This window comes from Phycicoccus avicenniae, from assembly GCF_018139485.1.
Lineage (GTDB): Bacteria > Actinomycetota > Actinomycetes > Actinomycetales > Dermatophilaceae > Phycicoccus > Phycicoccus avicenniae.
In genome coordinates this window covers 52,270-66,624 of record NZ_JAGSNF010000008.1, presented here as the reverse complement: position 1 = coordinate 66,624, position 14,355 = coordinate 52,270, and the positions used below count along the sequence as shown (strand labels likewise).

At 74.0% G+C, this 14,355-nt stretch carries 13 protein-coding genes; 2 read left to right on the top strand and 11 right to left on the bottom strand.

Features of this window, described 5'->3' with window-relative positions; translation table 11 throughout:
• Positions 1-10: 10 nt before the first annotated feature.
• The 5 genes from KC207_RS06925 to KC207_RS06905 form a co-directional block, all read right to left on the bottom strand.
• On the bottom strand, positions 11-1,393 hold the full coding sequence (locus KC207_RS06925) for a GH1 family beta-glucosidase (RefSeq protein ID WP_211602278.1): 1,383 nt from the start codon (positions 1,391-1,393) through the stop codon (positions 11-13).
• A 10-nt stretch (positions 1,394-1,403) separates the two neighbouring features.
• On the bottom strand, positions 1,404-2,240 hold the full coding sequence (locus KC207_RS06920) for an MOSC domain-containing protein (protein WP_211602277.1): 837 nt from the start codon (positions 2,238-2,240) through the stop codon (positions 1,404-1,406).
• The gene (locus KC207_RS06915) at positions 2,237-2,686 is read right to left on the bottom strand and encodes a beta-class carbonic anhydrase (RefSeq protein WP_211602354.1); all 450 of its coding nucleotides are present in this window, start codon (positions 2,684-2,686) and stop codon (positions 2,237-2,239) included. Before KC207_RS06915 ends, KC207_RS06920 begins: the two co-directional genes overlap by 4 nt.
• A 92-nt stretch (positions 2,687-2,778) precedes the next feature.
• Positions 2,779-4,494, bottom strand: a complete 1,716-nt coding sequence (locus tag KC207_RS06910) for a fumarate hydratase (protein WP_211602276.1) — start codon at positions 4,492-4,494, stop codon at positions 2,779-2,781.
• The gene (locus KC207_RS06905) at positions 4,491-5,420 is read right to left on the bottom strand and encodes a PfkB family carbohydrate kinase (protein ID WP_249138611.1); all 930 of its coding nucleotides are present in this window, start codon (positions 5,418-5,420) and stop codon (positions 4,491-4,493) included. Before KC207_RS06905 ends, KC207_RS06910 begins: the two co-directional genes overlap by 4 nt.
• A gap of 92 nt (positions 5,421-5,512) precedes the next feature.
• Here KC207_RS06905 and KC207_RS06900 point away from each other — a divergent pair, with 92 nt between their 5' ends.
• Complete coding sequence (locus KC207_RS06900) at positions 5,513-6,070, top strand: DUF4245 domain-containing protein (protein ID WP_249138610.1); 558 nt, start codon at positions 5,513-5,515, stop codon at positions 6,068-6,070.
• A gap of 258 nt (positions 6,071-6,328) precedes the next feature.
• Here the strand turns inward: KC207_RS06900 and KC207_RS06895 are convergent, their stop codons facing one another.
• From KC207_RS06895 to KC207_RS06875, 5 genes are all read right to left on the bottom strand, one after another.
• Positions 6,329-7,090, bottom strand: a complete 762-nt coding sequence (locus tag KC207_RS06895) for an SDR family oxidoreductase (RefSeq protein ID WP_211602275.1) — start codon at positions 7,088-7,090, stop codon at positions 6,329-6,331.
• An 86-nt stretch (positions 7,091-7,176) separates the two neighbouring features.
• A complete protein-coding gene (locus KC207_RS06890; protein WP_211602274.1) occupies positions 7,177-8,523 on the bottom strand; it encodes an NAD(P)/FAD-dependent oxidoreductase in 1,347 nt (448 codons plus the stop codon).
• Between the two features lie 12 nt (positions 8,524-8,535).
• Entirely contained in the window at positions 8,536-9,729 is a 1,194-nt protein-coding gene (locus KC207_RS06885) for an FAD-binding oxidoreductase (protein WP_211602273.1), read from the bottom strand.
• Positions 9,726-11,009: an aromatic ring-hydroxylating oxygenase subunit alpha gene (locus tag KC207_RS06880; RefSeq protein WP_211602272.1), complete on the bottom strand. Its 1,284-nt coding sequence runs from the start codon at positions 11,007-11,009 to the stop codon at positions 9,726-9,728. The genes KC207_RS06885 and KC207_RS06880 overlap by 4 nt, the downstream gene beginning before the upstream one ends.
• Before the next feature lie 33 nt (positions 11,010-11,042).
• Positions 11,043-13,103, bottom strand: a complete 2,061-nt coding sequence (locus KC207_RS06875; RefSeq protein ID WP_211602270.1) for an oxidoreductase — start codon at positions 13,101-13,103, stop codon at positions 11,043-11,045.
• A 57-nt stretch (positions 13,104-13,160) separates the two neighbouring features.
• Here KC207_RS06875 and KC207_RS06870 point away from each other — a divergent pair, with 57 nt between their 5' ends.
• Positions 13,161-14,090 carry a LysR family transcriptional regulator gene (locus tag KC207_RS06870; protein WP_249138609.1) on the top strand — a complete coding sequence of 310 codons (930 nt, stop codon included), beginning with the start codon at positions 13,161-13,163 and terminating at the stop codon, positions 14,088-14,090.
• Between the two features lie 26 nt (positions 14,091-14,116).
• On the opposite strand, the gene KC207_RS06865 is transcribed toward KC207_RS06870, so the two are convergent.
• Positions 14,117-14,353, bottom strand: coding sequence for an exodeoxyribonuclease VII small subunit (locus tag KC207_RS06865; RefSeq protein WP_211602268.1), 237 nt, complete (start codon positions 14,351-14,353; stop codon positions 14,117-14,119).
• Positions 14,354-14,355: the final 2 nt, after the last annotated feature.

Sequence of the window (14,355 nt, the reverse complement as noted above, 5' to 3'; positions counted from 1 at the left end):
TCCGGTCCGGTCACCGGTCCCGGTGCGCCGCGAGGATGCGTGCGTACTCGAGCCCCGAGTCCTTGACGGTGCGCTCCTGGGTCGCGTAGTCGACGTGGACGATGCCGAAGCGCTTGTCGTACCCGTAGGCCCACTCGAAGTTGTCGAGGAGGGACCAGGCGAAGTACCCGCGGACGTCGGTGCCGCCGTCGACCGCGTCGGCGAGCGCGCCGAGGTGGGCGCGCAGGTAGTCGACGCGCTCCGGGTCGTGCACGGCCCCGTCCGGGCTCACCGTGTCGTCCCAGGCCGAGCCGTTCTCGGTGACGTGGATCGGCAGACCGCTCTCACGGGCCGAGCGCTCGACGATGAGGCGGTGGCTCTCGGGGGACTGCTCCCAGCCCATCGCGGTGACCGGCGGGCGGGGGGCGATCTCGCTGACCCGCTCGCAGCCCGGCAGCCGGTGCGTCTCGCCCTCGGGCTCCTCGCTCTCGGGGGTGGCCCGCACGCGGGTCGGGAAGTAGTTGTTGACGCCGAGGGTGTCGAGCGGGGCCGCGATCGTCGCGAGGTCGCCGTCGTGGACGAAGGAGCCGTCCGTGAGGTGGGCGACGTCGTCGAGCATCCCCTCGGGGTAGGCCCCGTGGAACAGCGGGCCGAAGAAGACGCCGTTGAGCGCGTTGTCGGCGCGGCGCACCGCGTCGAGGTCGGCGTCGGTCGCGTAGTCCGGGCCGTACACCTGCGTCGGGTTGAGCGTGATCGACACCTGCGCGTCCGGGCACTCCTCGCGGATGACGGGGACGGCCGTGCCGTGGGCGAGCATGAGGTGGTGGGCGGTGACGAGCCCCTCGAGCGGGTCCCGGTGGCCGGGGGCGTGGGCGCCGATGGAGTGGCTGAGCATCGAGGAGCACCACGGCTCGTTGAGCGTCGTCCAGCGGGTCACCCGGTCGCCGAGGGCGCCCACGACCGCCCGGGTGTACTCGGCGAACCAGCCGGCGACGTCGCGGCTGCGCCAGCCGCCGCGGTCCTCGAGGGCCTGCGGGAGGTCCCAGTGGTAGAGCGTGACGACCGGCGTGATGTCGGCGGCGAGGAGCTCGTCGACGAGCCGGTCGTAGAAGGCGACCCCGGCGGGGTTCACCGCGCCGGTCCCGCCGGGGACGACCCGGGGCCAGGAGACGGAGAAGCGGTAGGCGTCGAGGCCGAGGTCGCGCATGATCGCGACGTCCTGCGGGACGCGGTGGTAGTGGTCGCACGCCACGTCGCCGGTGTCGCCGTTCGCGGTCGTGCCGGGGGTGTGCGAGAACGTGTCCCAGATCGACGGCGAGCGGCCGTCCTCGGTGGCGGCCCCCTCGATCTGGTAGCTCGCGGTGGCGGCGCCGAAGAGGAAGCCGTCGGGGAAGCGGCGGGCGAGGTCGTCCATGCCCGCGAATCTACCGGTGGACGGTGACCTCGTCCCCCACGGCCACCTCGCCGGGGACGGTCGGGACCGCCCAGACGGCGAACCACGTGCAGCCGTCCCAGCGGCGGTGCCGGGCGAGGGTGCGGATCGGTTCGTGACCGCGCTCGCGGGTCACCGGGTCGAGCGTGGTCATGACGCAGCGGTCGACGGGGCCGACGACCCGCAGGGTCACCCCGCCGGCCTCCACCGTCGACCACGCGTCCTCGGCGAACGGCTCGAGGTCGCCGTCGAGGACGAGGTTGGGGCGGAAGCGGCCCATCGACAGGGCGGTCGGCTCCTCGCCCCGTTCGAGGGCGGTCTCGGTGACGAGGTCCTGCAGCCGGCGCAGCGACGGGAGCGAGGCGAGCGTCACGGGGGAGGAGTCGGTGAAGGACGTGTGGGCGCCGGGGACCCCGTGGCGGTCGCTCACCGGGCGGGGACGGTCGAGTGCGACGAGGTCGACGTCGTCGCGGCCCAGGGCCGCGCGCAGCCAGTCCCTCGCCGCGGGGACGGGGAGCCCGGTCGTCGGCGTCCCGTGGACCGTCACCGGCCCCGGCTCCCCGGAGGGGGCGTCGAGGAGGAGGTCCTCCGAGCCGGCGGCTCGCAGCCGTAGCGGGGCGTCGACGCAGGGGTCGGTCGCGGGGGTGTCGGCCACGATCCCGAGCAGCCCGTGCTCCTCGCGGGCGGTGAGGACAGCGCCGTCGCCGGTGACGACCATCCAGCGCCGGTCCTCGGCGAGGCCCCACGCGTCGACCGTCGCGGACGCCAGCGGCCGGCCGGCGGTGCTCTTGACCGGGTGGACCGAGAGCGCGTCGAGCCGGACCGTCACACGACCCGCCGCAGCAGCCCGGTGTCGACGTCGTAGACGAAGCCGCCGACCGTGGCGCGGTCGCCGATGAGCGGGTGCGTACGCACCGCGGCGACGTCCTGGTGCAGGGCGTCCTCCTGGTCCGGGACGACCCCGAACCGCTGCCACGACGCGTCGACCCCGGCGGACTCGCCGACCCGGCGGCGGACCTCGGCCTCGGTCGCGGACGCCATCGCGCACCGGGTGTGCGGGACGACGAGGATGCGCCGCACGTTGAGCAGGTGCACGCCGAGGACGAGCGCCTCGAGCGCCTGCGGGGTGACGCGCCCGCCGGGGTTGCGGAAGATCTTCGCGTCGCCGGGGCGCAGGCCGACCATCCGCAGCGGGTCGATCCGGGAGTCCATGCACGTGACGAGCGCGACGCCCGCCGCGGCGACGCCGTCGAAGCCGGCGAGGTCGAAGGACATCGCGAACTGCTCGTTCGCGGCGACGAGGTCGTCGAAGGCGTCGTGGGCGTCGCCGGCGTCCGCCGCGGTCTCGTCGGTCGTGGTGGGGTCGGTCACTGGAGTCCCTCTCGCTTGCCGATGGTGAAGGCGACGGGCTTGGCCGTCGCCGCGAAGAAGTCGCCGCCCTTGTCGTCGACGACGACGAACGCGGGGAAGTCCTCGACCTCGATCTTCCAGACCGCCTCCATCCCGAGCTCGGGGTACTCCAGCACCTCGACGGCGCGGATGCAGTCCTGGGCGAGGCGGGCGGCCGGCCCGCCGATCGAGCCGAGGTAGAAGCCGCCGTGGCGCTCGCAGGCCTCGGTGACCTGCGGGCTGCGGTTGCCCTTGGCGAGCATGACCATCGACCCGCCGGCAGCCTGGAACCGGTCGACGTAGGAGTCCATCCGGCCGGCGGTCGTCGGCCCGAACGAGCCGGACGGCATGCCCTCGGGCGTCTTCGCGGGGCCGGCGTAGTAGACGGGGTGGTCCTTCATGTACTGCGGCATCTCCTCGCCGGCCTCGAGCCGCTCGAGGATCTTCGCGTGGGCGATGTCGCGGGCGACGACGAGCGGCCCGGTGAGCGAGAGCCGGGTCTTCACCGGGTGCTTCGTCAGCTCGGCGAGGATCTCCTCCATCGGGCGGTTGAGGTCGATCTCGACGACCGCGCCGCGGCCGGTCGAGGCGGCCCCCTCGGCGTCCTCGGCCCCCTCGACGACGGACTCGTCGGTCTGCTCGGGCAGGAAGCGGGCCGGGTCGGTCTCGAGCTGCTCGAGGAACACGCCGTCGGGGGTGATCCGGCCGAGGACCTGGCGGTCGGCCGAGCAGGAGACCGCGACGGCCACCGGGAGCGAGGCGCCGTGTCGGGGCAGGCGGACGACCCGGACGTCGTGGCAGAAGTACTTGCCGCCGAACTGGGCGCCGATGCCGAACTCGCGGGTCAGCTGCAGGACCTCCTCCTCGAGCTCGACGTCGCGGAATCCGTGGCCGGTCGCGGGGTCGCCGCTCTTCGGCAGGGCGTCGAGGTACTTCGCGCTCGCGTACTTCGCCGTCTTGAGGGCGAACTCGGCGCTCGTGCCGCCGATGACGACGGCGAGGTGGTACGGCGGGCAGGCGGCCGTGCCGAGGCCGCGCAGGGTCCTGTCGAGGAAGGCCCGCATGCCGTCGGGGTTGAGGATCGCCTTCGTCTCCTGGAAGAGGAAGGACTTGTTCGCGCTGCCGCCGCCCTTGGCCATGAAGAGGAACTCGTAGGACGTCTCGTGGCCGGGCTTGGTGTCGGCGTAGAGCTCGACCTGGGCCGGGAGGTTGGAGCCGGTGTTCCGCTCCTCCCACATCGTCACGGGGGCCATCTGGGAGTACCGCAGGTTGAGCCGGGTGTAGGCGTCGTACACCCCTCGGCTCAGCGCCTCCTCGTCGGTGCCCTCGGTGAGGACGTGCTGGCCGCGCTTGCCCATGACGATGGCCGTTCCGGTGTCCTGGCACATCGGGAGGACACCGCCCGCGGCGATGTTCGCGTTCTTCAGCAGGTCGAGGGCGACGAACTTGTCGTTGTTGCTCGCGTCGGGGTCCTCGAGGATGTTCGCGAGCTGCTGCAGGTGGGCCGGGCGCAGGTAGTGCGCGATGTCGTGCATCGCCGTCTCGGTGAGCAGCCGCAGCGCCTCGGGGGAGACCTGGAGGAAGGTCCGCCCGCCCGGCCCCTCGACGGTCTCGACGCCCTCGGTCGTCAGCAGCCGGTACGGCGTCTCGTCGGCGCCGACCGGCAGCAGGTTCTCGTAGGCGAACTCGGTCATGCGATCTCCTCTCGGGTCGGGGCGTAGGCACCGGCACGGCGGACGGTGACCCCGCTCGTGCGCAGGGCGCGGTCGACGGCGGGGGCCACGGCCTCCGTCGGGGCGGCGTGCAGGGCGGTGCGGGCGTCCGGGCCGCCGAGCAGCCCGTCGTCGAGCAGGCCGGAGACGAGCCCGGCCATGAACGAGTCGCCGGCGCCGACGGTGTCGACGACGTCCAGGACGCGGGCGGGCTCGCTCGTCACGGTGCCGTCCGGTGCCCGCCACGTGACGCCGGCACCCCCGAGGGTGACGACGACGAGACCGGCGCCGAGCGCGGCCCAGGCGTCCATGACGTCCGTCGCGGACCGGCCCGGGTAGAGCCACGCCAGGTCGTCCTCGGAGCACTTGACGACGTCGGACAGGGCGACGAGCTCCTCGACGCGGGGTCGGACCTCGTCGGGTGCGCCCATGATGGTCGGGCGGACGTTGGGGTCGTAGGACACGGTGCCGTTCGCCCGGCCGCGCACGAGCGCGTCGGTGACCTCCGCGGCCCCGGGCTCGAGGGTCGTCGCGATCGATCCGGTGTGGACGTGTCCCGTGCCGTCGGGGAGCGCGACGCGGGGGAGGTCCCAGTGGAGGTCGAACTCGTACGTCGCGGCGCCGCTCGCGTCGAGCGTGGCGACGGCGGTCGAGGTGGGGTGGGTCGCGCTCGTGCTGCCGGGCAGGAGCCGGACCCCACCGGCCCCGACGTGGGCCTCGCAGCGGTGGCCCCGCTCGTCGGTGCCGACGAGCGTCGCGAAGTGCGTGTCGTGCCCGAGCCGGGCCAGACCGAGGGCGACGTTCGCGGGGGACCCGCCGACGTGCTCGGTACGCTGGCCGTCGGGGGCCTCGACGATGTCGACGAGCAGCTCGCCGGCGACGACGACGGGCGGCAGGGCGGTGCTCACGGGGGACGGGACCTCTCTCGCGCGGGGTATCCCGCACCCTAGCCCTCGACGGCGATTCGGCGCGGCGGCGGTCCGTCGGGGACGATGGGCGGGTGAGCACGCCGACCGCCCCCCGGAGCCGGTACTCGATGGGGTCCACGAAGAACCTCGTGTACTCCCTGCTCGCCGTGCTCGGGATGGTGGCGGTGCTCGTCCTCATGGTGCCGCGCGTCGAGACCGTCGGCGGTCCGCCGGTCGACGTCGCCGCCGAGGCGACACAGGTCCGCGAGGAGTCCGGATGGGACATCGTCGCGCCGCAGGGCCTGCCCGAGGGGTGGGTGCCGACGTCCGTCCGCTACGTGCGCACGACCGGCGACTTCATGACGTGGCACGTCGGGTACCGCACGCCGCGGGACACCTACGTCGCGGTCGAGCAGACGATGGACCCCACGCGCGAGTGGGTCGCGGCACAGACCAACCGCGCGCCGGAGGACGGCACGACCGAGATCGCCGGCCGCACGTGGACCCGGTTCGTGCGCGACACCAAGGTGCAGAACAGCCTGCTCGACATGCCGGCCACGGGCTCCGGGGAGCTGACGACTCTCGTCACCGGCGACGCCGACTTCGACGACATGGCGATCTTCGTCGAGGCCCTGCGCCCGGCCGGCTGATCCTCCGAGCCGCCCGTCACCGCAGGTGGCGGTGGGTCCTGCCCCGGTCCGCCGTGACAGGATGCGAGGACCGGTCGGGGGGCTCCCGGCCCGCCGTCCCGACCGAGCAGGAGCATCCCGATGGCCACCACCGCCAAGCGCTACGGCGTCCTCAACTTCCTGTTCGACGTGCTGCTCACGGTGATCACCGGCGGGTTCTGGCTCATCTGGATCTTCGTCCGGGAGATGCGCAAGCGCTGACGTGTCCCGCGCCGCCGGTCACCAGGCGGTGAAGCCGCCGTCGACGAGCAGGTCGGTGCCCGTGACGAACGAGGCGCGCGAGCCGAGGAGGAAGACGACGGGCTCGGCGACCTCCTCGACCTCCGCGAGCCGTCCCATCGGGGTCTGCTTCGCGAACGCGGCGTTGACCTCGGGGGCGTTCCGGCGGGTCATCGCCGTGAGCGTGTAGCCCGGGCTCACCGAGTTCACGCGGATCCCCGCCGGCGCCCACTCGACCGCGAGGGCGCGCGAGAGGTGGACGACGCCCGCCTTGGCGGCGCTGTACGCCGCGTGCGTCACCCCGCGGTTCACGACGTGCCCCGACATCGACGCGACGTTGACGATCGACCCGCCGCCGGCCGCGGTCAGGAGGGCGTGCTCGGCCTGGCAGGCGAACATCACCCCGTCGAGGTCGACGTCGACGACGCGCTTCCAGTCCGCCGCCGACACCGTCGCGGACGGCTCGAGCCCGTCGACGCCGGCGCAGTTCACCGCGTGCCGGACCGTCCCGAGGTGGGCGGCCCGGGCCACGGCGGCACGGACGGCCTCCTGGTCCCGGACGTCCACCGGCGCCACGGCGTGCGCGACGCCGGCGGCGCGGCAGACCCCCTCGAACGCGGAGACGTCGGCGTCCGGGTGGTCGACGCCGAGCACCGCGACGCCGCGGGCGACGAGCGCCTCGACGACGGCGAGCCCGATGCCGCGTGCCGAACCGGTGACGACGGCGACGTCCCCGGGCGTCAGCTCCGGTGTCCCGCTCATGCCGTCACCCCCGCCCCGACGTGCGACCTACCCCGCAGGACTCGTCGTGATCGCAGCACATACCACAGGGTAGGCCGCAGGCGCGCTCAGCCGAGGACGGTGCGGGTGCTCGCGCTCGACTCCCGGATGCGGCTGTAGGCGGACAGGTCGACCTTGAGACCGGTGTGCTCCCCGACGTAGACGACCGGCTCGGCGTCGTGGTCGTGCCCGCCCTCGACGGCGTCGACGATCGCGGCGACGAAGCCGCCGGCGACCGGGGCGTTCTTGAACGAGTTGCCGCTCGTGCCCATCGCGACGTAGAACCCCGGGGCGTCGGTGCGGTCGTAGATCGGGGTCCAGTCGTCGGCGACGTCGTACACCCCGACGACGCCGGACGGCCGGTTCGGCACCCGCAGCTCGGGCAGCCGCCGGGCGGCGCGGGTGACCTGGGCCTCGTACCGCTCGGCGGTGACCGTGCCGTGGACGGTGTCCGGGTCCTCGATCCAGTCGAAGCGGTCGCACTCCGGCTCGGTGCCGCCGACGACCCACGCGCCCGCGGGACCGGGCCGCATGTACGTCCCGAGGTCGAGGTCGAAGACCCCCGGCCCGGGCGCCTCGTCGGTGCCGTACCCGGCCGGCTGGGTGACCTGGTGGACCTCCTGGCGCAGCGGGCGCACCCCGATGGTGAACTCGGCGCCGACCCCGGCCATCGTGTTGAACGCCCCGGACCACGGGCCCGCGGCGTTGACGACGACGGGCGCCTCGACCCGGCGGCCGTCGGCGAGCCCGAGGCGCCAGACGCCGGCGGCGTGCTCGGCGGAGACGACCTGGGCGCGGTAGACGGTCCTCGCCCCGAAGCGGCGGGCGGCGTACGCGAGGTTGTCGGCCGCGAGGCGCGGGTCGTCCATGTACCCGGCGTCCGGGGTGTACACGGCGCCGAGCGCGGCCTCGGTCTCCTCCCAGAACGCGTCGTCGGTCACCGGCTTGTTCGGCCAGTACGACCCGCCGTCCAGGTGCGGGAACCGGCTCGTGAGGTCGGCCGCGCCGACGTACTCGAACGGCACGCCGGCCGCGCGCAGCAGGTCCATCGACTCCTCGAGCGGCACGGCGGGCACGTCGAGGTGGAGCATCCCGGTGCGGTGGAAGCGGCTGAGCGCGGGCGGGTCGTCGAGGGAGGTGACGTCGCCGAGACCGAGGTGGTCCGACCACGCCTCCCAGCAGAACTTCGACTCCCAGGCCGTCGCGACGCTCGCGAACGTCGAGTACATGAAGCGGATGACGGCGCTCGAGGCCGACGTCGAGCCGAAGCCCGGCCCGGCGGCCTTGTCGAGGACGAGGACCGAGCGGCCGTCGCGGGCCAGCTCGAGGGCGACGGAGGAGCCGATGACCCCGGAGCCGACGACGACGGCGTCGGCGGTGAGGGCGGGGGAGCGGACGTCGGACGTCTCGGACACGGAAGGGCCTCCTCAGGCGTCGACGACGATGTCGCCGGTGGGGGTCGAGCAGCAGGGCAGGAACTTCTGCTGGGCGATCTCGCGGGGCCGGATGCCGCCCTGGTGGCGCATGTCGACCGACCCCTCGAGCAGGGTGGACTTGCAGGTGCCGCACAGGCCCTCGGCGCAGGAGGACGGCAGCGTGATGCCGGCGGAGGCGGCGGCGTCGAGGACGGTCGTCCCGGGCGGGCAGAGCACCTCCCGGCCGCTGCGGGCGAAGCGGATGCTGGCGCCGACGACCGCGCCCTCGCCGGGCGAGGTGGGGCCGTCCGGGACGCCGGGCAGCGGGACGAGCGTGGGCGCGGCCGGGGCGCCGATGACGAACGACTCCTCGTGGCAGCGGGCCGGGTCGGCGCCCGCCTCGGTGAGCGCGGTGGCGACGGCCGCCATGTACGGCGGCGGCCCGCACGTGAGCACCTCGCGGGAGGCGAGGTCGGGGACGAGCGCGAGGAGCTGCTCGGTGCTCACCCGTCCGCGCGGGCCGTCCCAGCGGGGCAGGCCGTCGGCGGGCGCGGCGTCCTCCTCGCAGACCCACACGACGCGGACCGAGCCGTGCGCGGCGGCGAGCGCCTCGACCTCGGCCCGGCAGATGAGGTCGGCGGGGGTGCGCGCGTGGTGGACGACGACGACGTCGACGTCCTCGGCGAGGTCGGCGACCGTGCGCAGCGTGGACAGCGTGGGGGTGATCCCGCTCCCGCCGGACAGCAGGAGGTAGGACCGTGCCGGGTGGGCCGCGACGCTGAACCCGCCGAGCGGACCACGGGCGGTGACGCGGTCGCCCGGCGCGAACCGGTCGTGCAGGTACGGCGAGAGCCCGCCGTCGTGGACCCGCTTCACGGTGACGGTGAGCAGGTGCGGACGGGTCGGGGGCGAGGAGATCGTGTAGCAGCGCTCGACGGGCACGCCGTCGACGTCGACGGTGAGCGTGACGTACTGGCCCGGCTGGAACGCCACGCCCCCCGGGCGGGTCGGCTCGAGGACGAGGGTCACGACGTCATGGGTGACCCGCACGACCCGGCGGCAGACGAGCTCCTGGTCGAAGGTCTCCTCCTCCGGCAGGACCCCCGTGCCGAGCGGGCTCGGCAGGTCGGGGACGAGCCGCAGGGCGGGCGGCTCGTGGGCGGGCTGCTCCCGCAGGAGGGTGCTCTCGGGGTACGGCTGGGTCATCGTCCTGCCTCCTCGCGCATGCGGTCGACGTACCAGGTGACGAAGGCGTCGACCTGGCGCTCGGGCTCGGTGTAGGGGCCGGGTTCGTAGGTGGGGTCGGACACCCCGCGCTGGGTGAGACCGACGAAGGCGGCGTCCTGCTCGTTCGTGTGCTTCCACACCTCGGTGAGGGCCTCGACGTCGTAGTCGACGCCCTCCTGCGCGTCCTCGTGGACGAGCCACGTCGTGCGGACGAGGGTGCGGTCGACGGCGACCGGCAGGACCGCGAAGGTCACGACGTGGTCGGCGAGGAAGTGCGCCCACACGTTGGGCTGGGCGTGGAAGGTGGCCCGGCCGAGCCGGGGCTCGTCGAGGTCGCCGAGCAGCCGCCCGACGAGGCGCGAGCCGTCCCGGCTGAAGGACTCGCCGGCGCCGTCGAGCGCCTCGCGCTGGACCCGGAAGCCGACGGGCCGGTCGACGAGGTCCTCGACGGCCCGGAACGGGATGCCCCGCTGCTCGCACGCGAGCTCGAGGTCGGTCTCGGCGAGGAGGTAGCGGTCGTGCGCCGGACGGAGCCGCGCCGGTACCTGGTGCTCCTCGAGGCCCCACGTGGGGAAGAAGGTGCACAGCAGCTCCGGGTGGCCGTCGCAGTGGTAGCACTCCCGGTTGTTCTCCATCGTGAGCTTCCAGTTGCCGTCCTCGACGAGGTCGACCTGGGCCGCGACCTTCGTCCGCTCGAGGGCGTGCGGCGCGAGGTACGGCTCGACGAGGGCGGCGACGTCGTCGATGTCGCCGGGCGGGTCGGCTGCGAGGCAGACGAAGACGAGACCGCCGACGACCCGCAGCGCGACCTTCCGCAGCCCGAGGCAGGACAGGTCCGTTCCGGGCGCGAGCTGCGGGGCGTGGAGCAGCCGGCCGTCGGTGCCGTAGGTCCAGCGGTGGTAGCCGCAGACGATGTTGCCGACCGACCCGTGGGTCTCGTCGACGAGCCGCGCGCCGCGGTGCCGGCACACGTTGCGGAAGGCCGCGACCTGCTCGTCGTCGTCGCGCAGCACCATGACCGAGACGCTGCCGATGTCGACGGTGAGGTAGTCGCCGGCCTCCGGCACCTCGGCGACGGACCCGACGAAGACCCACTGGCGAGACCACAGGAGGTCGAGGTCGAGCCGGTGCAGGGCCTCGTCGGTGTAGCACTCGCCGGGCAGCGAGCGACCCGGCTGCCGGCGGGCGAGCACGTCGAGCAGCCGCGAGCGGTCCGGGGAGCCGGTCAGTCCGGTGGGAGCCGGTCCGGTCAGGGTCATGCGCGCGACCTCCTGGGGGTCAGGGGCTGGTGGTCACAGGGCCATGCACAGACGCAGGGCGTCGTACACGGCGGCGTGGATGTTGCGGCTCGCCACGGCATCACCGACGCGGAAGAGCTGGTACCGACCGGCGGGGTCGGTGACGACGGCTTGGGGACGACCGGCGAGCAGGTCGTCGTGGTCGACCTCCCCGCGGTTGGAGGAGCCCGGGACGAGCTCGTGGTAGAGGTCGTCGTTCGGGAGGGTGCCGTGCTCGACGACGACGTGGTCGACGAGTCGCTCGAGCGGGGCGTCGGCGTAGTCGCTCGCGAGGGTCGCGACGAGGCGGGCGCCGGACCCGGCCTCGGCGCGGCGGACGTCGGTGAGCCGCCGGGCGGGGGTGAGCGTGACGTCGTGCTCCGCGAACGCCTTGAGGTAGGCGGGGCTGTTCATGCTCCCGACCGAGATGCCGACCATCCGCTCGGGCGTCGCGAGCTCGACCCGGGCACCGGACCGCGCGAGGTGCTCGGCGGCGTCGAGGGCCGGCTCGCCGCCGTGGTCGTCGACGACGAGGACGCGCTCGCCGGCCTTGAGGGTGCCGCTGCCGCCGAGGACGTCCCACGTGTCGAGGACGAGGTTCTGGGCCGCCCGGGGCAGGAAGGTGCGGTTCGGCATCCCGCCCGTCGCGACGACGACGAGGTCCGGCTCCTCCGCGAGGACGGTGTCGGCCTCGGCGAAGACGCCGTAGCGGAACTCGACCCCGCTGTGCTTGGCCTCCTGGACCCGCCAGTCGACGATGCCGACGAGGTCGCGTCGGCGGGCGGTCGAGGCCGCGAGGAGCACCTGGCCCCCGGGCCGGTCGGCCGCCTCCATGAGGACGACGTGGTGGCCGCGCTCGCCGAGGACCCGGGCTGCCTCGAGCCCGGCGGGCCCGGCGCCGACGACGACCGCGCGACGGCGGCGCCCCACGGTCGAGGCGATGACGTGGGGGACGGTCGCCTCGCGGCCGGTGGCCGGGTTGTGGATGCACTTGGCGTCGCCGGACTCGTAGATCGCGTCGAGGCAGTAGCTCGCGCCGACGCAGGGACGCACCCGGTCCTCCTCGCCCCGGGCGACCTTGGCGACGAGGTGCGGGTCGGCGAGCTGTGGGCGGGTCATCCCGACGAGGTCGAGCAGCCCCTCGCGCAGGGCGTAGCGGGCTGTCGCGACGTCGCCGATCCGGGCGGCGTGCATGACCGGGATGTCGAGGGCCCTGCGCACCTCCCCGGCGAAGGCGAGGAAGGGGGCGGACGGGGTGCCCATCGACGGGATGGCGGCGGCGAGGCGGGCGTCGCTGTCGAGCCCGCCCTTGATGACGGAGAGGAAGTCGACGCCGTGCGCCCGGTAGCGCCCGAGGACGTCGAGGGCGTCGGTGAGGCCGAGCCCGTCCGGCAGGTCCTCGTCCATCGCCATCCGAAGGCCGACGACGAAGTCGGGGCCCACGGCAGCCCGGACGGCCTCGAGGATCCGCAGCGGGACGGTGAGCCGGTTCTCGAGGCTGCCGCCGAGGTCGTCCTGGCGCCGGTTCGTGGCCGGGGACGCCCAGGCGTCGAACAGGTGGGAGTAGGACTCGATCTCGATGCCGTCGAGCCCCGCCTCCTGGCAGCGGGCCGCGGCCTCGGCGTAGTGCCGGACGATCCGGTCGACGTCCCAGGCCTCGGCGGCCTTGGGGAAGGAGCGGTGCTGCGGCTCGCGTAGCGGCGAGGGGTAGACGAGGGGCAGCCAGTCGCCGGTGAAGTTGCTCGTCCGGCGGCCGAGGTGGGTCACCTGGATCATCACGGCAGCACCCGCCTCGTGGACGTCGTCGGTGAGCCGGCGCAGCCACGGCACGACCTCGTCCTTGTAGAGCAGCATGTTGCCGAAGGCGGGCGGGCTGTCCGGGGAGACCACCGCGGAGCCGCCGATCATCGTCAGGCCGACCCCGCCGCGGGCCTTCTCCAGGTGGTAGAGGCGGTACCTGTCCTTCGGCATCCCGTCCTCGGTGTAGGCGGGCTCGTGGGACGTCGAGACGACGCGGTTGCGGAGCGCGACGTGCTTGAGCGTGAAGGGGTCGAGCAGGGGGTCGAGGTGAGCCACGCCGCCAGGGTGACAGGGCGGACCGATGAGCAAAAGCGAACGTTCTCGGATGGAACCGTGCAATCATTCCTCATGATCGACGCGCGGTTGCAGTCCCTGAGGGTCGTCGCCCGGTGTGGGACCATCACCGCCGCCGCGGAGGACCTGGGGTACACCCCGTCGGCCCTGTCGCACCAGCTGCGCTCGCTCTCGAAGGACCTCGGCGTCCCGCTCCTGGAGCCCGACGGGAGGAGGGTGCGGCTCACGTCCGCCGCGTGGACGCTGCTGGAGCGCTCGCACGCGCTCTACGCCCACTGGGAGGGGATCCGGGCCGAGCTGCACCGTGCTGCGGGGGTCGGGCTCGGCCGGCTGCGGCTCGCCGGGTTCTCGACGGCGGCGTCCGCGATGCTGCCGAGCGTCGCCGTCGCGGTGATGCGCGACTTCCCCGACTCACAGGTGCGGATCATCGAGGCCGACCCGTCGGCCTGCTTCGACATGCTGCTCGCCGAGACGGTCGACGTCGCGGTCGTCGTCGGCACGAGCGACCTGCCGCCCACCGACGACCCGCGCTTCGACCAGCGGCCCCTCTTCGCGGACCCCCTCGACCTCCTCGTGCCGGTCACCCACCCGCTGGCGAGGGTGACCTCGGTCCGTCTGACGGACGTCGCGGAGGAGCGGTGGATCATGGACCGACCGGGCTCGACCCACCACCACCTCGTCTCGACCGCCTGCGCCGCGGCCGGGTTCAACCCGCGCCAGGCGCACACCGTCGTCGAGTGGGACACCGGGGCCGCCCTCGTCGCGGCCGGGTTCGGCGTCGCGCTCGTGCCGCGGCTGGCCCGTGTCCCGGGGGCGGAGGAGACCGTGCGGGTGCCGCTCACCGGGGACCCGTCACCCGCGCGGCACGTCCGCACGAGCGTGCGGGCGGGGACGGCGGAGCAGCCCGAGATCGCGCTGGCTCTCCAGGAGCTCGGCGAGGTCGCGGCGCGGGTGGCGACGACCGTCTGAGCCTTCCCGAGGCTGCGGCCGTCCGGTCAGTCCTCGGACGCGGCGATGCGCTCCTCGGCCCGGTCGAGCCACTGCGTGCAGTGCGCGGCGAGGGCCTCGGCCCGCTGCCACAGCGTCATGGACTCCTCGAGTCCGACCTGGCCGGACTCGAGGCGCGCCACGATGTCGACGAGCTGGTCGCGCGCGTCCTCGTAGCCGAGCGAGGACACGTCGGTGTCGGCGGTGGCCGGGGCGTCGGCGGGAGCGGCGTCGTCGGTCGGCATGA

Coding starts and splice junctions, on each gene's coding strand:
- KC207_RS06925 (WP_211602278.1), bottom strand. CDS start 1,393: ATGGACGACCTCGCCCGCCGCTTCCCCGACGGCTTCCTCTTCGGCGCC.
- KC207_RS06915 (WP_211602354.1), bottom strand. CDS start 2,686: ATGTCCTTCGACCTCGCCGGCTTCGACGGCGTCGCCGCGGCGGGCGTC.
- KC207_RS06910 (WP_211602276.1), bottom strand. CDS start 4,494: ATGACCGAGTTCGCCTACGAGAACCTGCTGCCGGTCGGCGCCGACGAG.
- KC207_RS06895 (WP_211602275.1), bottom strand. CDS start 7,090: ATGAGCGGGACACCGGAGCTGACGCCCGGGGACGTCGCCGTCGTCACC.
- KC207_RS06885 (WP_211602273.1), bottom strand. CDS start 9,729: ATGACCCAGCCGTACCCCGAGAGCACCCTCCTGCGGGAGCAGCCCGCC.
- KC207_RS06880 (WP_211602272.1), bottom strand. CDS start 11,009: ATGACCCTGACCGGACCGGCTCCCACCGGACTGACCGGCTCCCCGGAC.
- KC207_RS06865 (WP_211602268.1), bottom strand. CDS start 14,353: ATGCCGACCGACGACGCCGCTCCCGCCGACGCCCCGGCCACCGCCGAC.